Genomic DNA, 18,974 nt, shown 5'->3' with positions numbered 1-18,974 from the left:
ACTGCCCGCGCGCTGCCGGGGGCCCGCGCGCCCGGCATGATCCGAACGAGGGCCCTAGTTCCGTCGCAGCAGCCGTGTCGCGCCCGCCGCCACCGTCGTGGCCAGGATCCAGCCGACCACGATCAGCGCCGCGGCGAGCCACTGCCAGCCGCCGCGCAGCTGCCACTGGTCCGCCTGGCCCAGGTCGACGAACGGCAGCAGCAGGTCGAGGGCGAACAGGGCGGGGTTCCACTCCGGGTGGCCGCCGGGGTCGGCCGGCGGCGGGCCCAGGCGCGCGAAGGCCAGCGAACCCGCCGCCCACAGCACCGCCATCCAGACCGCGGCCCGGCCCGGCCGGTACCCGTAGGCCACCGCCCAGTCCTGGACGTAGCCCACCAGCTTGGCGGCGAGCGGCAGGGTCTCGCGGCGGCGCCGCTGCTTGGCGAGCAGCACCTCGCGCGCGTCCACGTCCTCGCCCGCCTCCCGCAGCACCGCGGCCAGCCGCTCGTACGGCTCCGGGTTGTACTCGGCGGTCGCCGCCGCCACCCAGTCCAGCCGCTCGGCCAGCGGGAACGGGCCCCGCGGCACCAGGTTCTCGTAGACGAAGCCGCCCATGTGCAGGCTGCCCGGGCCGGGCCAGCTGCTCGCCCGGTCGACGAGGGTGACGACCCGCGCCCCGGACAGCAGCACCTGCCCGCGCGGCGGCGGCTCCCCGAGGAAGCGCAGCTCCGGCGTCTGCACCCGGCGCAGCGACAGCACCTGTTCGTCCGTGAGGGTGAAACGTGCCCGCTCCAGATCGACCGCGTCGCCGAACCGCCCGTCGTCCAGACGCACCCCGCCCCGGCACTCGAAGGGCTGGATCCGGGTCCCGCGCGCGGGCGTCACCCCGCTCAGCGGGCCGCCCACGCCCGCCGGGGTGAGGTACAGGGTGCGCTCGACGGTGAGCTGCGGCGCGTTCAGCGCGAACCGCTCCCGCGGGTTCGCCAGCCGCGCGCCGCGCAGGCTCAGCGAGACACCGATCTTCGCGCTGCGCAGACTGAACTCGCCGTACGACTCCAGCAGCTCCGCCTGGAGGTCCTGGCCCACCGTCATCCCGTCGGCGGCGATCGAACGGCCGGCCCGGTCGCGGTGCACGACCGCCTGGCTGAGCAGCAGGTCCGTGCCGATGTGCGCGTCGGTCAGCCGTATCCCGCCGGTGAACCGGCAGCGCGGCAGATGCAGATCGCCCTCGGTGCGCACCCGGGCCGCCTCCAGCCGCGGCACCGCGCAGTCCACCAGCCGCACGGTGGTGAAGCGCGCCTCCGGCAGCAGCACCTCCTGGTCGAACCGGCAGCCGTTCAGCTCCACGTACGGCAGCACCGCGCCCCCGGCGAGGTCCAGGGCGTCCGTGATCCGCAGGCCGCGGAGCTTCAGGGACGACACGCGCCCGGCGAGCGCGGGCGGTCCGTCAAGGAGCAGCCAGCACACGACGCGCGCCCGCACGGTCCGCTCGGGCCCCCACGGATGCCCGCCGTGCGGATCGTCCACCACGGCGTCACCGCTGCGCAGGTCGTACACGCTGCCGTTGCGGAAGGCCTGCCACATTCCCGCCTCGGTGGCGGTCAGGCCGTCGGACAGGTCCCCGGAGTGTAAGTCGGCCCCCTCCGTCACGATCCTCCCTCCCTCCCCGGCTGCTCGCGGGATGACTACGCTTCGTACAACCGGTCATGCCCGATCGGTGACGCTCTGAACACGAAATGTGAGCGGCTCCTTCCGTGCCCCGCACCAGCCACCGGCACGGCGGTCCGTATCAGTCACTGATACGGACGGACAGTGTCCGCGCGCGGTCTGAGAGAATTGACACCGTGATCTCCCGAATCGATCTGCGCGGCGACGCCCTCCCCGAGGGCCCCGCCCTGCGCGACCTGCTGCCCCGAGCCGACTTCGACGTCTCGGCCGCCCTGGAGAAGGTGCGTCCGATCTGCGAGGCCGTGCATCATCGTGGCGACGCGGCGCTGATCGACTTCGCCGAGCGGTTCGACGGCGTGCGGCTGGAGTCGGTGCGGGTTCCCGCCCAGGCACTCAAGGACGCGCTGGAGCAGCTCGACCCGGCCGTGCGCGCGGCGCTGGAGGAGTCCGTCCGGCGCGCCCGGCTCGTCCACCGCGAGCAGCGCCGCGACACGCACACCACCCAGGTGGTGCCCGGCGGCTCGGTGACCGAGAAGTGGGTGCCGGTCGAGCGCGTCGGGCTGTACGCGCCGGGCGGCCGGTCGGTCTACCCGTCCTCCGTGGTCATGAACGTCGTGCCCGCGCAGGAGGCCGGCGTGGAGTCGATCGCGCTGGCCTCCCCGCCGCAGGCCCCCGCTTTTGAAAATGATCCAGCCGGTGGGCTGCCGCACCCGACGATCCTCGCCGCCTGCGCCCTGCTGGGCGTCGACGAGGTGTACGCGGCCGGCGGCGCCCACGCCGTCGCGATGTTCGCGTACGGCACCGAGTCCTGCCCGCCCGCGAACATGGTCACCGGCCCCGGCAACATCTGGGTCGCCGCCGCCAAGCGCTACTTCACCGGCAGGATCGGCATCGACACCGAGGCCGGCCCCACCGAGATCGCGATCCTCGCGGACGCCGGCGCCGACCCGGTGCACGTCGCGTCCGACCTGATCAGCCAGGCCGAGCACGACCCGCTGGCCGCCGCCGTCCTGGTCACCGACTCCGCGGAGCTCGCGGACGCGGTCGCGAAGGAGCTGGAGCCGCAGGTCGCGGCGACCAAGCACATCGAGGACCGGATCCGCCCGGCCCTGTCCGGCAAGCAGTCCGCGATCGTCCTGGTCGACGGCATCGACGCGGGCCTGAGGGTGGTCGACGCCTACGGCGCCGAGCACCTGGAGATCCAGACGGCCGACGCGGCCGCGGTCGCCGACCGGGTGCGCAACGCCGGCGCGATCTTCGTCGGCCCCTGGGCGCCGGTCTCGCTCGGCGACTACGCGGCCGGGTCCAACCACGTGCTGCCCACCGGCGGCTGCGCTTGCCACTCCTCGGGCCTGTCCGTCCAGTCCTTCCTGCGCGGTATCCACATCGTGGACTACACCGAGGAAGCCCTCGCCGAGGTCGCCCACCATGTGGTGACGCTGGCGGAGGCGGAGGACCTGCCCGCGCACGGCGCGGCGATCAAGGCGAGGTTCGGCTGGAAGGTACCGACGAGCAAGTGAGCTTCGGAATCGACGATCTTCCCGTACGGGACGAGCTGCGCGGCAAGTCCCCCTACGGCGCGCCCCAGCTGGACGTCCCCGTACGGCTGAACACCAACGAGAACCCCTACCCGCTGCCCGAGCCGCTGGTCGAGCGGATCACCGAGCGGGTGCGCGAGGCGGCCCGCCACCTCAACCGCTATCCCGACCGGGACGCGGTGGAGCTGCGTACCGAGCTCGCCGCGTACCTGACGAGGACGGGCGGCCACCGGGTCGGCGTCGAGAACGTCTGGGCGGCCAACGGCTCCAACGAGGTCATCCAGCAGCTGCTGCAGACCTTCGGCGGTCCGGGCCGTACCGCGATCGGCTTCGAGCCCTCGTACTCCATGCACGCGCTCATCGCGCGCGGCACGGGCACGGGCTGGATCTCCGGGCCGCGCCGCGAGGACTTCACGATCGACCTCGCCGCCGCCGAGCGGGCGATCGCGGAGCACCGACCGGACGTCGTCTTCGTCACCACCCCCAACAACCCCACCGGCAACGCGGTGCCGCCGTCGACGGTCCTCGCGCTGTACGAGGCGGCGCAGGCGGCCAAGCCGTCCATGGTGGTCGTGGACGAGGCGTACATCGAGTTCAGCCACGGCGCCTCGCTGTTGCCGCTGCTCCAGGACCGGCCGCACCTGGTCGTCTCCCGCACCATGTCCAAGGCGTTCGGCGCCGCCGGACTGCGCCTCGGCTACCTCGCGGCGCACCCGGCGGTGGTGGACGCCGTGCAGCTGGTCCGGCTGCCGTACCACCTCTCGGCGATCACCCAGGCGACGGCGCTGGCCGCCCTGGAGCACACCGACACGCTGCTCGGCTATGTCGAGCAGCTGAAGGCCGAACGGGACCGGCTCGTCGGCGAACTGCGCGCGATCGGCTACGACGTGGTCGAGTCGGACGCCAACTTCATCCAGTTCGGGCGGTTCGAGGACGCCCACACCGCGTGGCGGCGGATCCTGGACCGGGGCGTCCTGGTCCGGGACAACGGCGTACCGGGGTGGCTGCGGGTCACCGCCGGAACGCCCCAGGAGAACGACGCGTTCCTCGACGCGGCACGGGAACTGAAGAAGGAACAGGAGCAGAGCGGATGACTCGCGAGGGACGCGTCGGCAGGGTCGAGCGCACCACCAAGGAGACCTCGGTCCTGGTCGAGATCGGCCTCGACGGCACCGGCAGGACCGACATCGCCACCGGCGTCGGCTTCTACGACCACATGCTCGACCAGCTCGGCCGGCACGGTCTGTTCGACCTGACCGTGAAGACCGACGGCGATCTGCACATCGACTCCCACCACACCATCGAGGACACCGCCCTCGCGCTGGGCGCCGCCTTCAAGCAGGCGCTCGGCGACAAGGTGGGCATCTACCGCTTCGGCAACTGCACGGTCCCGCTGGACGAGTCGCTCGCCCAGGTCACCGTCGACCTGTCCGGCCGCCCGTACCTCGTGCACACCGAGCCCGAGAACATGGCGCCGATGATCGGCGAGTACGACACCACGATGACCCGCCACATCCTGGAGTCCTTCGTCGCCCAGGCGCAGATCGCGCTGCACGTGCACGTGCCCTACGGGCGCAACGCGCACCACATCGTGGAGTGCCAGTTCAAGGCCCTGGCCCGGGCGCTGCGGTACGCGTCCGAGCGCGACACGCGCGCGGCCGGCATCATCCCCTCCACGAAGGGCGCGCTGTGAGCGACGCACGCGCGGCCGCCGGGCCGCAGACGACTGGGGGCACCTCCCAGGCCGTCAAGGCACTGGGGGAGATGGCCGCGCCACTGCGCCGCGCGGGCGGAGAAGCGAACGGAGGGGCACTGTGACCGGCCTGTCGACCCTGCTGATCGTCGTCGGGCTGTTCCTGCTCGGCGGCATCATCTCCTTCGTCAAGCAGCAGATGCCGAAGAGCCTCATCGTGCTGCTGTCCATCGGCGCGGCGATGTGCCTCGTCGCGGGCGTGATGCGGCTGGGGGTGTGGAGTTGAGCACCGGTACGAAAAAGGTGGTGGTCCTCGACTACGGCTTCGGCAACGTCCGTTCGGCCGAGCGGGCCCTCGCCCGCGCGGGAGCCGACGTCGAGATCACCCGCGACTACGACGCGGCGATGAACGCCGACGGTCTGCTGGTGCCGGGCGTCGGCGCCTTCGCCGCCTGCATGCGCGGGCTGAAGGACGTGCGCGGCGACTGGATCATCGACCGCCGGCTGTCCGGCGGGCGCCCGGTCATGGGCGTCTGCGTCGGCATGCAGGTCCTCTTCGCGCGTGGCATCGAGCACGGGGTGGAGGCCGAGGGCCTGGACGAGTGGCCCGGCACGGTCGAGCCGCTCCAGGCGGACGTCGTGCCCCACATGGGCTGGAACACCGTGCAGGCGCCGGCCGGCTCGGAGCTGTTCGCCGGCCTGGACGAGGACGCCCGCTTCTACTTCGTGCACTCCTACGCCGTCCACGACTGGCAGCTGGAGACCCACAACCCGGCGCTGCGCGCCCCCAGGGTGACCTGGGCGACGCACGGCAAGCCCTTCGTGGCCGCCGTGGAGAACGCCGCACTGTGGGCCACCCAGTTCCACCCCGAGAAGTCCGGCGACGCCGGAGCGCAGCTGCTCACCAACTGGATCGGAACCCTGTAGAGACATGGCCAAGCTCGAACTCCTCCCCGCCGTCGACGTCCGCGACGGTCAGGCCGTGCGCCTCGTGCACGGCGAGTCCGGCACGGAGACCTCCTACGGCGCCCCGCTGGAGGCCGCCCTGGCCTGGCAGCGCGCGGGCGCCGAGTGGCTGCACCTGGTGGACCTGGACGCCGCGTTCGGCACCGGCGACAACCGCGAGCTGATCTCCGAGGTCGCCCGCGCCATGGACATCAAGGTGGAGCTGTCCGGCGGCATCCGCGACGACGACACCCTCGCCGCCGCCCTGGCCACCGGCTGCACCCGCGTGAACCTGGGCACCGCCGCCCTGGAATCCCCCGAGTGGGTCGCCAAGGTCATCGGCCAGTACGGCGACCGGATCGCGGTCGGCCTGGACGTGCGGGGCACCACGCTGCGAGGCCGCGGCTGGACCCGCGACGGTGGCGACCTGTACGAGACGCTGGAGCGCCTCGACAAGGAGGGCTGCGCGCGCTACGTCGTCACCGACATCGCCAAGGACGGCACCCTCCAGGGCCCCAACCTGGAGCTGCTGAAGAACGTCTGCGCGGCCACCGACCGCCCGGTGGTGGCGTCGGGCGGCGTCTCCTCGCTGGACGACCTGCGGGCGCTGGCGGGCCTCGTGCCGCTCGGTGTCGAGGGCGCCATTGTCGGGAAGGCCCTGTATGCGAAGGCGTTCACCCTGGAAGAGGCCTTGGAGGCAGTGGCGTCATGACGTCGGAAGCCGTACGGCGCGTGCAGAGCGGAAGCCCTTGGGAAGAGACGTTCGGTTACGCGCGCGCCGTCGCGGCGGGTGACCGGGTCCTGGTGGCCGGCACGACGGCCTTCAAGGGCCCCGTGCTGTACGGGGAGGGCGATCCGTACGAGCAGGCGAAGATCGCGTTCACCAGCGCGCTGGAAGCGCTCACCGAGTTCGGGCTGGGCCCCGACGCGGTGGTCCGCACCCGGATGTACCTGACCCATCTGCGGGACGTGGACGAGGTGGGCAGGGCCCACAAGGAACTGTTCGACTCGGTGCGTCCGGTCTCGACCCTGCTGGTGGTCGAGGGCTTCGTGGATCCGCGCATCCTGGTCGAGATCGAGCTAGAGGCATACAGAGGAGCCGTGGATTCATGACCCTGGCGGTCCGAGTCATCCCCTGCCTGGACGTGGACGGCGGCCGGGTGGTCAAGGGCGTCAACTTCCAGAACCTGCGAGACGCCGGCGACCCCGTCGAGATGGCCAAGGTGTACGACGCCGAGGGCGCCGACGAGTTGACGTTCCTGGACATCACCGCGTCCTCGGGCGACCGGGAGACGACGTACGACGTGGTGCGCCGCACCGCCGAGCAGGTGTTCATCCCGCTGACGGTGGGCGGCGGCGTCCGCACCACCGAGGACGTGGACAAACTGCTGCGGGCGGGCGCGGACAAGGTGGGGGTCAACACGGCCGCGATCGCCCGCCCGGAGCTGATCCGGGAGATCGCCGAGCGCTTCGGCCGCCAGGTGCTGGTCCTGTCGGTGGACGCCCGCCGCACCCCGTCCGGAAGCTTCGAGGTGACCACCCACGGCGGCCGCCGGGGCACCGGTATCGACGCGGTGGAGTGGGCGCACCGGGCGGCGGAACTGGGCGCGGGCGAGATCCTGCTCAACTCGATGGACGCGGACGGCACGAAGGACGGCTACGACCTGGAGATGATCGCGGCCGTCCGCAAGCACGTGACGGTACCGGTGATCGCCTCGGGCGGCGCCGGCAGGCTCGCCGACTTCGCCCCGGCCGTCACGGCGGGCGCGGACGCGGTCCTGGCCGCCTCGGTCTTCCACTTCGGCGACCTGCGCATCGGCCAGGTCAAGGATGCCCTGCGCGGAGCGGGCCACCCCGTCAGGTAGTCGTGAGGCAAGGCCTCGGCCGGTTCCGGCCGGGGCCTTCTCGTAGGTTGCACCTGTACGGATTCCCGTTCCGCGTCTGAGAGAGGCCACCCACGTGACCACCGTCTCCGCGGCGTCCGCAGAGGCACTCCCCGTCGAGCGTCCCGCCCACCGTGACGGCAACGTCCTGCGGTGGCTCGGTGCCTACACCGCCTCGATGGTGGGCGACAACGTCTACTACCTCGCCCTGGCCTGGGCTGCCGTCCGGGCCGGGTCGCCCGCGCAGGCCGGACTGGTGATGGCGGTCAGCGCGCTGCCCAGAGCCCTGCTGATGCTGGGCGGGGGAGTGGTCGCCGACCGGCTCGGGCCGCGCAGGGTCGTCATCGGCAGCGATGTGGTGCGCTGCGCGGCCGTGCTCGGCGTGGCGGCGCTGCTGTGGCTCGCCGGTCCCGGCCTGTGGCCGCTGGCTGTGCTCGCCCTGGTCTTCGGTGCCGTGGACGCCGTGTTCATGCCCGCCGTGGGCGCCCTGCCCGCGCGCGTGACGAGCCGGGGCCAGCTTGCGCGCGTGCAGGGCATGCGCGGGCTGGCGATCCGCTTCGCGAGCGTCGTCGGGGCCCCGCTCGGCGGTCTCGGCGTCGCCCTCGGGGGCGCCGCAGCGGCGTTCGGGATCGCCGGGCTGCTGATCGCCGTGTCCGTGCCGCTGCTGGTCTCCGTGCGGGTCGGGGAGCTGCCGCCGGACGACACCGCCGGCGACTCCACCGCCTGGCGCGACCTGGTGGGCGGCCTGCGGTACATCCGCCACCACCGCGTCCTCGCCCCGCTGATGCTGGCCATCGCCCTCGGCGACCTCGGCTTCACCGGCCCGCTCAACGTGGGCCTGGCCCTGCTCGCCGACCAGCGAGGCTGGGGCGCCTCCGGCATGGGCTGGGTGCTGGCCGGGTTCAGCGCCGGCGCCGGCGCCGTCTCCCTGCTGCTGACCGTACGCGGACGGCTGCCCCGCGCGGGCAGCCTGGCCGGCTGCTCGATCTTCGTCGGCTCCGCGGCTGTGGGCGCCCTCGCTTACGTACCGAACGTCCTCGGCGCCGCCGGGGTGGCCATGCTCGTCGGCCTCCTCACCGGGCTCAGCGGCGCCCTGTGCGGCGCGCTGCTGCAGACGCAGTCCGAACCCGCCTACCTCGGCCGGGTCACGGCCGTGGCCGGTCTGGTCAGCCTGGGTCTCGCCCCGCTCGGCATGCCGCTGTCGGCCGCCGCGATCGGGGCCTGGGGGACCGGCCCGGTGTTCGTCGCCAGCGCGGCGGTGTGCGCCCTGGGCGGGGTCGTCGCCCTGGCCGCCCCCGCCCTGCGCCGCGCCGAACTGCCGCACTGAACCCCGCCGGAGCGGCGGGGTTCAGAGCCCGAGCTGCTTGGTCTCCGTCAGCTTCGCGATCGCGTCCTGGTCGCCGACCTTCTCGACCCGGGCCGCGTTCTGCCGGCCGAACGCGAACAGCAGCAGCTCCGACGGCTCGCCCGTCACCGTCACCACCGGCGTGCCCCGGTGCGCGACGGCCGTGCGGCCGTCGGGGCGGCGCAGGACCAGACCGGTGGGGATGCCCCGGCCCAGCAGCCGGGCGGTGCGCTCCAGCCGGGACCACAGGGTCTCCTGGAAGACCGGGTCAAGGTCGCGCGGCGACCAGTCGGGCTGGGCGCGGCGCACGTCCTCGGTGTGGACGTAGAACTCGACGGTGTTGGCAGCCTCGTCGAGCTGCTTGAGCTGGAAGGGTGAGAAGCGCGGCGGGCCGGTACGGATCAGCTGGATCAGCTCCTCGTACGGCTTGGCCGCGTACTCCTCCAGCACCTTCTGGAGGCGCGGCGCCAGCGGCTTGATCAGCACGCCGCCGGCCGCGTCGGGACGCCGCTCGCGCACCACCACGTGCGCCGCCAGATCACGGGTGAGCCACCCCTCGCAGAGGGTCGGCGCCTCAGGACCGGCGGTCTCCAAGAGGTCGGCGAGAAGGAGCCGTTCACGCTTGGCAAAGGTCGACATGTGGTCAGCCTACGACCACGTAGCGCGTCCGCCCACCCGTCGACCGGCCGCGCCGCACCGACGAGGCACCCCCCGCAGGCGCCCCGCGGCACCCCCTCGTACCGGGGCGCCCACCCACTGGAACGCGGCCCCGGCCTGCGGTCCCGCGCGGCACAATGGCACCCATGAGCAGCACGCCCGGCACTCCCGCCCGTCACCACGGTGGTCCATCCAGCAGCCTCGATCAGGAGATCGCCCGCCGCCTCAAGCGCAGCGCGGACGGGCTCCTGCCCGCCATCGCCCAGCAGTACGACACCGGCGAGGTACTGATGCTCGGCTGGATGGACGACGAGGCGCTGCACCGCACGCTGACCACCGGCCGCTGCACCTACTGGTCGCGCAGCCGCGGGGAGTACTGGGTCAAGGGAGACACCTCCGGACACGTGCAGCACGTCAAGTCCGTCGCCCTGGACTGCGACGCCGACACCGTGCTGGTCAAGGTCGACCAGGTGGGCGCCGCCTGCCACACCGGCGACCGCACCTGCTTCGACGCCGACGTCCTGCTGAAGGACGCCGGTTCCGGCGCGGGCACCGAAGGTCAGTAGGGTCAGCCGCCATGGACCTCGAGACGTTCCGCAAGCTCGCCACCGACCGACGTGTCATCCCGGTCACCCGCAAGCTCCTCGCCGACGGCGACACCCCGGTCGGGCTCTACCGCAAGCTCGCCGCCGAACGCCCCGGCACCTTCCTGCTGGAGTCCGCGGAGAACGGCCGTACTGCGTTCACATGGTCTCGATACTCCTTCGTCGGAGTCCGCAGCGACGCCACCCTCACCGAGCGCGACGGCCAGGCCCACTGGCTCGGCACCCCGCCGGTCGGCGTCCCCGCCGAGGGCGACCCGCTCGCCGCCCTGCGCACCACCGTCGAGACCCTGCACACCCCCCGCGACCTCGCCCACGACCTGGGCCTGCCGCCCTTCACCGGCGGCATGGTCGGCTACCTCGGCTACGACATCGTGCGCCGCCTGGAGAAGATCGGCCCCGGCGAACGAGACGACCTGCGCCTCCCCGAGCTGACCATGCTGCTCACCTCCGACCTCGCGGTCCTCGACCACTGGGACGGCACGGTCCTGCTGATCGCCAACGCGATCAACCACAACGACCTGGACACCGGCGTCGACGAGGCGTACGCCGACGCGGTGGCCCGCCTGGACGCCATGGAGGCGGACCTGTCCCGGCCGGTCGCCCAGCCGCCCGCCGCGCTGCCGGCCTCCGAACTGCCCGAGTACACCGCGTTGTGGGGCGGCGAGGACTTCCGGGCGGCGGTGGAGGACGTCAAGGAGCGCATCCGCGCGGGCGAGGCCTTCCAGGTCGTCCCCTCGCAGCGCTTCGAGACGCCGTGCACGGCGAGCGCGCTGGACGTCTACCGGGTGCTCAGGGCAACCAATCCCTCGCCGTACATGTACCTGTTCCGGTTCGACGGATTCGACGTCGTCGGATCCAGCCCGGAGGCCCTGGTGAAGGTCGAGGACGGGCGGGCCATGGTCCACCCCATCGCCGGCACCCGGCCGCGCGGCGCCACCCCGCAGGAGGACCAGGCCCTCGCCGAGGAACTGCTCGCCGACCCCAAGGAGCGCGCCGAGCACCTGATGCTCGTCGACCTCGGGCGCAACGACCTGGGCCGGGTCTGCGAGCCCGGCTCCGTCGAGGTCGTCGACTTCATGTCCGTGGAGCGGTACTCGCACGTCATGCACATCGTCTCCACCGTGACCGGACGGGTCGCGGCGGGCCGCACCGCCTTCGACGTGCTGACCGCCTGCTTCCCGGCCGGCACCCTCTCGGGCGCGCCGAAGCCGCGGGCCATGCAGATCATCGACGAACTCGAGCCGTCCCGGCGGGGGTTGTACGGCGGCTGCGTGGGCTATCTGGACTTCGCCGGAGACTCCGACACCGCCATCGCCATCCGCACCGCCCTGCTGCGCGACGGCACCGCCTACGTCCAGGCGGGCGCCGGAATCGTCGCCGACTCCGATCCGGTGGCCGAGGACACCGAGTGCCGCAACAAGGCGGCGGCCGTGCTGCGGGCCGTGCACACCGCGAACCGGCTGGGACAATAGGGCGTTTCTCACGTCCGCCACATGAACCCCGGATGACGCCACAACCGCGATCCGAGCGATAGTGGAGTACGTGACTGCCCTACCTCACCCCCGTTCCGAAGCCGCCCCCGCCCGGTCCGGCCGCCGCAGCCTCGCCGTCGCCCTGCTCTGCGGCGCGCTCGGCGCGGCCGTGGCGCTGCTCGCCACCCGGCAGCGCTGGGCGGAGGGCACCGCGACGGTGGCCGGCGGAGCCTTCCCGCTGACCGCCAGGGGCAGCGAGGTCACGGGCGTGCCCGCCGCGCTCGCCATAGTGGGCCTGGCCGCGCTCGTCGCCGTCTTCGCCGTCCGCCGCTCCGGCCGCGTCCTGGTCGCCGTGCTGCTCGCGCTCTCCGGCGCGGGCACGATCGCCGCCGCCCTGCTCGGCGCCACCGGCGACGGCGCCCTCGACGAGAAGGCCGCCCAGGTCTCCGGCGACACCGCCGCGACCGCCGCCGCGCTCAGCCACACCGGCTGGCCCTACGTCGCGGCCGCCGGCGGGGTGCTGCTGCTCCTGGCCGGCCTGCTCGCCCTGCGCTACGGCCGCCTGTGGCCCGCCATGTCCGGCCGCTACGAGCGCTCCGGCGCCCCCCGCTCCCGCGCGGCCCGCCCGGTCGACCCCGACCGCCCCGAGGACCTGTGGAAGGCCCTGGACCGCGGCGAGGACCCGACCGGCTCCGGACCCGCCTGACCGGACCGGCCGGGGCGCACGTCCGCCCGCGCCCGATCGGCGGTCGCGAGGAGCCACCCCCGCTCACGTCGTGTGCGCGCGTGCGGGACAATGGAGCCGAGCGTCCGGCTCAGACAAGAACACAGCAACGAGGAGCAAGTCATGGCGGGCAGCAGCCACGGTCACACCCCGGCCGCCTGGACCGGTGTCATCATCGCCTTCATCGGTTTCTGCGTCGCGGGCGCCTTCATGGTGATGGCCCAGCCGGTCGGCTTCTGGGTCGGCATCGGGATCGTGCTGGCGGGCGGCGTCGTCGGCGCCACCATGCGCATGATGGGCCTCGGCCAGAAGAACGAGCACCCGGTGCACCAGGTCGGCCCGCGTGAGACGGCCCGCGCCGAGAGCTGAGGTCCGCGCGGGGCGGACCCGTACGATCCGACAGCCCCAGGGGCGGCCCGGTGCCGCCCCTCGCGCGCGTGTGCGTCCGCTCCGGGGCACAATGCGAGGCGTGAACCCCGACAGCCAGAGGGTGACGCACGACCGGACGCCCGTACCCCGCCCCCGGCACAGCCCGGACGCCACCGCCGTCCCCTCGCACGCGACCGCCGTGCTCAGGCGGCTCGCGGTCCCCGCCGGGGTGCTGGCCGCCGTCGCCGGCGCCTTCGCCTACGTCGGGGCCGTGGACCCCAACCAGCCCGGCCACTACCCGGTCTGCCCCCTGCTGCGCTACGCAGGTGTCTACTGCCCGGGCTGCGGCGGGCTGCGCAGCGCCCACGCCTTCGTCCACGGGGACTTCGCAACGGCCCTGCACGACAACGCCCTGGCCGTCACGGGCTATCTGGTCTTCGCCGTGGCCTGGACGCTGTGGGCCGTGCGCGCCGCGCGCGGACGGCCGCCGCGTCCCGTGCTCGGGCCGGCGCACCTGTGGGGCCTCGGAGCCCTGGTGCTGGCATTCGCCGTTGTCCGGAACCTGCCGTTCGGTGGTCGGCTGCATCCTTGATCGGGCACGGTATGTCCAGGTAGTGGGACCGCCGTCCACCGGATGCGGGGTCGGCGCCCGCCTCCGGATACCATCGCAAGTACCACCGGTCCCGCCCGCCTGATCGGTTTCACGGCGGGCCGCCGGAGGCCGCAAGACCCGCTGGAACAGTCCACCGCCCGGAAGGGGGCCGCTCGCGTGAGTGTGCTCGACGAGATCATCGACGGAGTCCGTGCCGACCTTTCGGAGCGGCAGGCGCGCGTCAGCCTCGACGAGCTCAAGGAGCGCGCGGCGAAGGCACCCGCGGCCAAGGACGGCGTCGCCGCGCTGCGCGGCGAGGGCGTCAAGGTCATCTGCGAGGTCAAGCGCTCCAGCCCGTCCAAGGGCGCGCTGGCCGCGATCGCCGACCCGGCCGGGCTCGCCGCGGACTACGAGGCGGGCGGCGCCTCCGTCATCTCGGTGCTGACCGAGCAGCGCCGCTTCGGCGGCTCGCTGGCCGACCTGGAGGCGGTCCGCGCGCGCGTGGACATCCCGGTCCTGCGCAAGGACTTCATCGTCACCTCGTACCAGCTGTGGGAGGCCCGGGCCCACGGCGCCGACCTCGCCCTGCTGATCGTCGCCGCCCTGGACCAGCCGGCCCTGGAGTCGCTGATCGAGCGCGCGGTGTCCATCGGACTCACCCCGCTCGTCGAGGTCCACGACGAGGACGAGGCCGAGCGCGCGGTGGACGCGGGCGCCAAGGTGATCGGCGTCAACGCGCGCAACCTGAAGACCCTCGAGGTCGACCGCGACACCTTCGAGCGGGTGGCCCCGGAGATCCCGGACGGTCTCGTCAAGATCGCCGAGTCCGGGGTGCGCGGTCCGCACGACCTCATCGCCTACGCCAACGCCGGCGCCGACGCGGTCCTGGTCGGCGAGTCCCTCGTCACCGGCCGCGACCCGAAGACGGCGGTCGCCGACCTGGTGGCGGCCGGGGCGCACCCCGCGCTGCGGCACGGGCGGAGCTGAGCACCGGCCGCTCACCCGAGCGGCCGTACGCCGGTAGAGTGTGCCCCGATGACCCTCCCGATCGCCGAACCCGCCAGGGACCCGTACGCCCGCCTCGCGCGCGGCTGCCGGCCCCGGGGCTGCCGCGCGCCCGCACGCCGTGTGCACGGCCGCAGGGTGCGGTACGTCATCGGCGACGAACCGGGCCAGGTCAACGGCATGCGATGGCGTCGCCCGCGTGCGCGCCACCAGCGGTGAGCTGAGCCGCGTCGTCCGGTCCGAGGCCGGTCGCCCGGTCCTGGCCGCTCCCGGCCCCGGCCCCGGCCCCGGCCGCCGTACCGCGACCGCGGTCCGGCCGCCGGCACCCGTGCCCGCACACCTGCGGCACGGCACGCGCACGCGACCACCGTGACCCTCAGACCGACCGATCCCGGGGCAGACGCCCCTGTGAGGTATCCGCATGCCCAGCGAGTTCTTCATTCCCGACCCGGAGGGCCAGGTGCCGAGCGCCGAGGGCTACTTCGGCGCGTTCGGCGGCAAGTTCATCCCGGAGGCGCTCGTCGCCGCCGTGGACGAGGTCGCCGTCGAGTACGACAAGGCCAAGGCCGACCCCGAGTTCGCCCGCGAGCTCGACGACCTGCTCGCCCACTACACCGGCCGCCCCAGCGCCCTCACCGAGGTGCCCCGCTTCGCCGAGCACGCCGGCGGCGCCCGCGTGTTCCTCAAGCGCGAGGACCTCAACCACACCGGCTCCCACAAGATCAACAACGTGCTCGGGCAGGCCCTGCTCACCCGGCGGATGGGCAAGACCCGGGTGATCGCCGAGACCGGCGCCGGACAGCATGGCGTCGCGACCGCCACCGCCTGCGCCCTCTTCGGCCTCCAGTGCACGATCTACATGGGTGAGATCGACACGAAGCGGCAGGCCCTGAACGTGGCCCGGATGCGCATGCTCGGCGCCGAGGTCGTCGCCGTGAAGTCCGGCAGCCGCACCCTGAAGGACGCCATCAACGAGGCGTTCCGCGACTGGGTCGCCAACGTCGACCACACCCACTACCTGTTCGGGACCGTCGCCGGACCGCACCCCTTCCCGGCCATGGTCCGCGACTTCCACCGGGTCATCGGCGTCGAGGCGCGCCGCCAGCTCCTCGAGCGCGCCGGGCGCCTGCCCGACGCAGCCGTCGCCTGTGTCGGCGGCGGCTCCAACGCCATCGGCCTCTTCCACGCCTTCATCCCGGACAGCGGGGTCCGCCTCATCGGGTGCGAGCCCGCCGGGCACGGCGTCGACACCGGCGAGCACGCGGCCACCCTGACCGCGGGCGAGCCCGGCATCCTGCACGGCTCGCGCTCCTACGTCCTCCAGGACGACGAGGGCCAGATCACCGAGCCGTACTCCATCTCCGCCGGCCTCGACTACCCCGGCATCGGCCCCGAGCACTCCTACCTCAAGGACTCCGGCCGCGGCGAGTACCGCGCGATCACCGACGACGCGGCCATGCAGGCGCTGCGCCTGCTGTCGCGGACCGAGGGCATCATCCCGGCGATCGAGAGCGCGCACGCGCTGGCCGGCGCCCTGGAAGTGGGCCGGGAACTGGGCGAGGACGGGCTGATCGTGGTCAACCTCTCCGGCCGCGGCGACAAGGACATGGACACCGCCGCCCGCTACTTCGGCCTGTACGACACCGACGCCCAGGTGGCCGCCGACGAAGCCGACACCGCCGAGATCGAGGGGGACGCCAAGTGAGCGGGACCGCAACGACCGGTGGCCAGGCCCGGCTGCTGGCCGACACCCTGGCCGCCGCCAAGGCGGAGGGCCGGTCCGCCCTCATCGCCTACCTGCCGGCCGGGTTCCCGACCGTGGACGGCGGCATCGAGGCGATCAAGGCCGTCTTCGACGGCGGCGCCGACGTCGTCGAGGTCGGACTGCCGCACAGCGACCCCGTCCTGGACGGCCCGGTCATCCAGACCGCGGACGACATCGCGCTGCGCGGCGGCGTCAGGATCGCGGACGTCATGCGGACGGTGAAGGAGGCCCACGCGGCCACCGGCAAGCCGGTGCTCGTCATGACGTACTGGAACCCCGTCGACCGCTACGGCGTCGAGCGGTTCACCGCCGAACTCGCCGCGGCGGGCGGCGCCGGCTGCATCCTGCCGGACCTGCCGGTCCAGGAGTCGGCCCCGTGGCGGGAGCACGCCGAGAAGCACGGCCTGGCGACGGTGTTCGTCGTCGCCCCCAGCAGCAGGGACGAGCGCCTCTCCGAGATCACCGCGGCCGGCTCCGGATTCGTCTACGCCGCCTCCCTGATGGGCGTCACCGGCACCCGTGAGTCGGTGGGCACACAGGCCCAGGACCTGGTGGAACGCACCCGGGCCACCGGCAGCGGCCTGCCCGTCTGCGTCGGCCTCGGCGTGTCCAGCCGCGCCCAGGCCGCCGAGGTCGCCGGCTTCGCCGACGGAGTGATCGTCGGTTCGGCCTTCGTCAAGCGGATGCTGGAGGCCCCGGACCCGGCGGCCGGCGTCGAGGCCGTCCGCGCCCTCGCGGGCGAGCTGGCGAGCGGGGTGCGCGGACAGGCGTAACGACGGCCGCGGCACATCCTTCGATCGCCCGAACGGGTGGTCCTGGCACCGGGGAGGCGCAATGCGCCTCCCCGGTTCGTTCAGGGGGTGTGAGCGAGAAGAACCATCAGGGAAAGCGCGGCGCCCGGGAGCGACTGGCGGCCGAGCGCGAGAAGCAGAAGGCCACGGAGAGGCGGCGGCGGACGCTGATCGTGGCCGCGACCGTCGTCTGCGTCCTGGGCCTGGCGGCGGTGATCGGCGTGGTCGCCGCCAACTCCGGCAAGCACAAGAGCAGCAGCGCCGCCGGCCCGGTCGTGGCGCCCTCCGGCGCGCAGGGCAAGGACAGCCTGGCGATCCCGGTCGGCCAAGGCGGAGCCAGGTCGACGCTCACCGTGTGGGAGGACTTCCGCTGCCCGGCCTGCCAGGCCTTCGAGACGATGTACCGGCCGGTGATCCGCGAGCTGACCGACGCCGGCAAGCTCAGGGTCGAGTACCACCTGGTCAGACTGATCGACGGCAACCTCGGCGGCACCGGCTCCCTGCGCGCGGCCAACGCGGCGGCCTGCGCCCAGGACGCCGGCAAGTTCCCCGCCTACCACGACGTGCTCTACCAGCACCAGCCGCACGAGACCGACGACGCCTTCGCGGACAAAGACGAGCTCATCCGGCTCGCGGGCAAGGTGAGCGGCCTGAACACCCCGGCCTTCGACAAGTGCGTGCGCGACGGCACGCACGACAGCTGGGTCGACAAGTCCCACCAGGCCTTCCAGTCCGGCAACTTCTCGGGCACCCCGACCGTCCTGCTGAACGGGAAGAACATCCTCCAGGACCAGACGATGACCCCGGCGAAGCTGAAGCAGATGGTGGAAGCGGCCGCCAGCAAATGAGTGAGGCACGAGCCGCCCGTTATGGACCCGTAGCCGGGCCGCTTGCCGTGCCGCCGCACCGGCTGCGGTAGCGTCGACCCTGCCATGGAACTTGCCTACATTCCCAGCCCGTCGCGCGGTGTGCTGCACCTCGGTCCCATTCCGCTCCGCGGCTACGCCTTCAGCATCCTCGTCGGCCTCTTCGTCGCCCTCTGGATCGTCGACCGCCGGTGGGTCGCGCGTGGTGGCAAGAAGGGCACCGCCTGGGACATCGCCGTCTGGGCCGTCCCGTTCGGTCTGGTGGGCGGTCGCCTCTACCACGTGATCACCGACTACGAACTCTATTTCGGTGAAGGCCGGAACTGGGTCGACGCCTTCAAGGTCTGGCAAGGCGGACTCGGCATCTGGGGAGCCGTCGCGCTGGGCGCGCTCGGTGCCTGGGTCGGCTGCCGCCGCCGGGGCATCGCTCTGCCGCCGTACGCCGACGCCGTGGCCCCCGGACTGGCGATCGCGCAGGCGTTCGGGCGCTGGGGCAACTGGTTCAACCAGGAGCTGTACGGCCGGGAGACGCACGTTCCGTGGGCGCTGCGCATCACGTCCTCGGCGGACGGCCGCGTGCCGGGGTACTACCACCCGACGTTCCTGTACGAGTCGCTGTGGTGCGTCGGCGTCGCGCTGCTGGTGATCTGGGCCGACCGCCGGTTCAAGCTGGGTCATGGACGGGCGTTCGCGCTGTACGTCGCCGCGTACTGCGCGGGCCGGTTCTGGATCGAGTACATGCGGGTCGACGAGGCCCACCACATCCTGGGCCTGCGGCTGAACAACTGGACCGCGTTGATCCTCTTCCTCGCGGCCGTGGCCTACATGATCGTCTCGGCCCGGCTCCGGCCAGGCCGCGAGGAGACGGTCGAGCCGGACCTGCAGTCCGCCGAGGAGAGCGCAACGGCCGAGGCCGGGACGGACGCCGAGGACGAGAAGCCCGCGCGGGAGCGGGGCTCGGACGACGCGCAGGACACCGAGGACACGCGCGCGGCCGCCGACGCGTCCCCCGACGGCCAGGACGGCGCGGCCGACGGTGGGAAGGACGGGGCCGAGACGGTTCGCAAGAACTGACGT

Annotated in this window: 23 protein-coding genes; 21 read left to right on the top strand and 2 right to left on the bottom strand. The window is 73.0% G+C overall.

The genetic code is table 11. The features are described 5' to 3' along the window. Positions 1-54 precede the first annotated feature (54 nt). A complete protein-coding gene (locus OIE49_RS10525) occupies positions 55-1,629 on the bottom strand; it encodes an oxidoreductase (RefSeq protein WP_326802092.1) in 1,575 nt (524 codons plus the stop codon). 194 nt (positions 1,630-1,823) lie between these two features. Here OIE49_RS10525 and hisD point away from each other — a divergent pair, with 194 nt between their 5' ends. The 10 genes from hisD to OIE49_RS10475 all read left to right on the top strand — a co-directional run bounded on the left by hisD (position 1,824) and on the right by OIE49_RS10475 (position 9,033). Continuing rightward, positions 1,824-3,167 carry a histidinol dehydrogenase gene (hisD, locus tag OIE49_RS10520; protein WP_326802091.1) on the top strand — a complete coding sequence of 448 codons (1,344 nt, stop codon included), beginning with the start codon at positions 1,824-1,826 and terminating at the stop codon, positions 3,165-3,167. Then, complete coding sequence (locus OIE49_RS10515; protein WP_326802090.1) at positions 3,164-4,279, top strand: histidinol-phosphate transaminase; 1,116 nt, start codon at positions 3,164-3,166, stop codon at positions 4,277-4,279. Before hisD ends, OIE49_RS10515 begins: the two co-directional genes overlap by 4 nt. Beyond that, a complete protein-coding gene (hisB, locus tag OIE49_RS10510) occupies positions 4,276-4,878 on the top strand; it encodes an imidazoleglycerol-phosphate dehydratase HisB (protein WP_100569596.1) in 603 nt (200 codons plus the stop codon). Before OIE49_RS10515 ends, hisB begins: the two co-directional genes overlap by 4 nt. Then, a complete protein-coding gene (locus tag OIE49_RS10505; RefSeq protein WP_326802089.1) occupies positions 4,875-5,003 on the top strand; it encodes a hypothetical protein in 129 nt (42 codons plus the stop codon). The genes hisB and OIE49_RS10505 overlap by 4 nt, the downstream gene beginning before the upstream one ends. Then, positions 5,000-5,164, top strand: a complete 165-nt coding sequence (locus OIE49_RS10500) for a hypothetical protein (RefSeq protein WP_199836676.1) — start codon at positions 5,000-5,002, stop codon at positions 5,162-5,164. The genes OIE49_RS10505 and OIE49_RS10500 overlap by 4 nt, the downstream gene beginning before the upstream one ends. Beyond that, the gene (gene hisH / locus OIE49_RS10495; RefSeq protein WP_376492910.1) at positions 5,155-5,805 is read left to right on the top strand and encodes an imidazole glycerol phosphate synthase subunit HisH; all 651 of its coding nucleotides are present in this window, start codon (positions 5,155-5,157) and stop codon (positions 5,803-5,805) included. Before OIE49_RS10500 ends, hisH begins: the two co-directional genes overlap by 10 nt. Before the next feature lie 4 nt (positions 5,806-5,809). Beyond that, on the top strand, positions 5,810-6,535 hold the full coding sequence (priA, locus tag OIE49_RS10490; RefSeq protein ID WP_326802088.1) for a bifunctional 1-(5-phosphoribosyl)-5-((5-phosphoribosylamino)methylideneamino)imidazole-4-carboxamide isomerase/phosphoribosylanthranilate isomerase PriA: 726 nt from the start codon (positions 5,810-5,812) through the stop codon (positions 6,533-6,535). Beyond that, positions 6,532-6,936, top strand: coding sequence for a RidA family protein (locus OIE49_RS10485; RefSeq protein WP_326802087.1), 405 nt, complete (start codon positions 6,532-6,534; stop codon positions 6,934-6,936). The genes priA and OIE49_RS10485 overlap by 4 nt, the downstream gene beginning before the upstream one ends. Next, a complete protein-coding gene (gene hisF, locus OIE49_RS10480) occupies positions 6,933-7,688 on the top strand; it encodes an imidazole glycerol phosphate synthase subunit HisF (protein ID WP_326802086.1) in 756 nt (251 codons plus the stop codon). The genes OIE49_RS10485 and hisF overlap by 4 nt, the downstream gene beginning before the upstream one ends. 94 nt (positions 7,689-7,782) lie before the next feature. Next, positions 7,783-9,033, top strand: coding sequence for an MFS transporter (locus tag OIE49_RS10475; protein WP_326802085.1), 1,251 nt, complete (start codon positions 7,783-7,785; stop codon positions 9,031-9,033). 21 nt (positions 9,034-9,054) lie between these two features. On the opposite strand, the gene OIE49_RS10470 is transcribed toward OIE49_RS10475, so the two are convergent. Then, the gene (locus OIE49_RS10470) at positions 9,055-9,690 is read right to left on the bottom strand and encodes a TIGR03085 family metal-binding protein (protein ID WP_326802084.1); all 636 of its coding nucleotides are present in this window, start codon (positions 9,688-9,690) and stop codon (positions 9,055-9,057) included. Between the two features lie 164 nt (positions 9,691-9,854). Between OIE49_RS10470 and hisI the strand changes: the two genes are divergently transcribed. The 11 genes from hisI to lgt all read left to right on the top strand — a co-directional run bounded on the left by hisI (position 9,855) and on the right by lgt (position 18,971). Continuing rightward, the gene (hisI, locus tag OIE49_RS10465) at positions 9,855-10,274 is read left to right on the top strand and encodes a phosphoribosyl-AMP cyclohydrolase (RefSeq protein WP_100569642.1); all 420 of its coding nucleotides are present in this window, start codon (positions 9,855-9,857) and stop codon (positions 10,272-10,274) included. An 11-nt stretch (positions 10,275-10,285) separates the two neighbouring features. Continuing rightward, complete coding sequence (locus OIE49_RS10460; protein ID WP_326802083.1) at positions 10,286-11,785, top strand: anthranilate synthase component I; 1,500 nt, start codon at positions 10,286-10,288, stop codon at positions 11,783-11,785. Between the two features lie 61 nt (positions 11,786-11,846). After that, complete coding sequence (locus OIE49_RS10455; protein ID WP_326802082.1) at positions 11,847-12,491, top strand: TIGR02234 family membrane protein; 645 nt, start codon at positions 11,847-11,849, stop codon at positions 12,489-12,491. A gap of 141 nt (positions 12,492-12,632) precedes the next feature. Beyond that, positions 12,633-12,878: an HGxxPAAW family protein gene (locus OIE49_RS10450; protein WP_100569587.1), complete on the top strand. Its 246-nt coding sequence runs from the start codon at positions 12,633-12,635 to the stop codon at positions 12,876-12,878. A gap of 91 nt (positions 12,879-12,969) precedes the next feature. Next, positions 12,970-13,470 (top strand): DUF2752 domain-containing protein, encoded by a 501-nt coding sequence (locus OIE49_RS10445; RefSeq protein WP_326802081.1) that lies wholly within the window; start codon positions 12,970-12,972, stop codon positions 13,468-13,470. 177 nt (positions 13,471-13,647) lie between these two features. Continuing rightward, on the top strand, positions 13,648-14,457 hold the full coding sequence (gene trpC / locus OIE49_RS10440) for an indole-3-glycerol phosphate synthase TrpC (RefSeq protein ID WP_326802080.1): 810 nt from the start codon (positions 13,648-13,650) through the stop codon (positions 14,455-14,457). 48 nt (positions 14,458-14,505) lie between these two features. Beyond that, complete coding sequence (gene trpM, locus OIE49_RS10435; protein ID WP_100569584.1) at positions 14,506-14,694, top strand: tryptophan biosynthesis modulator TrpM; 189 nt, start codon at positions 14,506-14,508, stop codon at positions 14,692-14,694. Between the two features lie 202 nt (positions 14,695-14,896). Continuing rightward, complete coding sequence (gene trpB, locus OIE49_RS10430) at positions 14,897-16,180, top strand: tryptophan synthase subunit beta (protein ID WP_326802079.1); 1,284 nt, start codon at positions 14,897-14,899, stop codon at positions 16,178-16,180. Next, positions 16,177-17,013 carry a tryptophan synthase subunit alpha gene (trpA, locus tag OIE49_RS10425; RefSeq protein ID WP_326802078.1) on the top strand — a complete coding sequence of 279 codons (837 nt, stop codon included), beginning with the start codon at positions 16,177-16,179 and terminating at the stop codon, positions 17,011-17,013. The genes trpB and trpA overlap by 4 nt, the downstream gene beginning before the upstream one ends. A gap of 89 nt (positions 17,014-17,102) precedes the next feature. Next, on the top strand, positions 17,103-17,879 hold the full coding sequence (locus tag OIE49_RS10420; RefSeq protein WP_100569581.1) for a DsbA family protein: 777 nt from the start codon (positions 17,103-17,105) through the stop codon (positions 17,877-17,879). Positions 17,880-17,963: 84 nt separating this feature from the next. Further along, a complete protein-coding gene (lgt, locus tag OIE49_RS10415; protein ID WP_326802077.1) occupies positions 17,964-18,971 on the top strand; it encodes a prolipoprotein diacylglyceryl transferase in 1,008 nt (335 codons plus the stop codon). Positions 18,972-18,974 lie beyond the last annotated feature (3 nt).

Origin of the sequence: Streptomyces sp. NBC_01788 (assembly GCF_035917575.1) — a bacterium.
In the GTDB taxonomy this organism is placed as follows: domain Bacteria; phylum Actinomycetota; class Actinomycetes; order Streptomycetales; family Streptomycetaceae; genus Streptomyces.
This window is presented reverse-complemented; position numbering and strand designations above follow the sequence as displayed.

Excerpts from the sequence above, each read along its gene's own strand:
- hisB (WP_100569596.1), top strand. The coding sequence starts at position 4,276 with ATGACTCGCGAGGGACGCGTCGGCAGGGTCGAGCGCACCACCAAGGAG.
- priA (WP_326802088.1), top strand. The coding sequence starts at position 5,810 with ATGGCCAAGCTCGAACTCCTCCCCGCCGTCGACGTCCGCGACGGTCAG.
- OIE49_RS10485 (WP_326802087.1), top strand. The coding sequence starts at position 6,532 with ATGACGTCGGAAGCCGTACGGCGCGTGCAGAGCGGAAGCCCTTGGGAA.
- hisF (WP_326802086.1), top strand. The coding sequence starts at position 6,933 with ATGACCCTGGCGGTCCGAGTCATCCCCTGCCTGGACGTGGACGGCGGC.
- OIE49_RS10470 (WP_326802084.1), bottom strand. The coding sequence starts at position 9,690 with ATGTCGACCTTTGCCAAGCGTGAACGGCTCCTTCTCGCCGACCTCTTG.
- hisI (WP_100569642.1), top strand. The coding sequence starts at position 9,855 with ATGAGCAGCACGCCCGGCACTCCCGCCCGTCACCACGGTGGTCCATCC.
- OIE49_RS10460 (WP_326802083.1), top strand. The coding sequence starts at position 10,286 with ATGGACCTCGAGACGTTCCGCAAGCTCGCCACCGACCGACGTGTCATC.
- OIE49_RS10450 (WP_100569587.1), top strand. The coding sequence starts at position 12,633 with ATGGCGGGCAGCAGCCACGGTCACACCCCGGCCGCCTGGACCGGTGTC.
- OIE49_RS10445 (WP_326802081.1), top strand. The coding sequence starts at position 12,970 with ATGCGAGGCGTGAACCCCGACAGCCAGAGGGTGACGCACGACCGGACG.
- trpM (WP_100569584.1), top strand. The coding sequence starts at position 14,506 with ATGACCCTCCCGATCGCCGAACCCGCCAGGGACCCGTACGCCCGCCTC.
- trpB (WP_326802079.1), top strand. The coding sequence starts at position 14,897 with ATGCCCAGCGAGTTCTTCATTCCCGACCCGGAGGGCCAGGTGCCGAGC.
- lgt (WP_326802077.1), top strand. The coding sequence starts at position 17,964 with ATGGAACTTGCCTACATTCCCAGCCCGTCGCGCGGTGTGCTGCACCTC.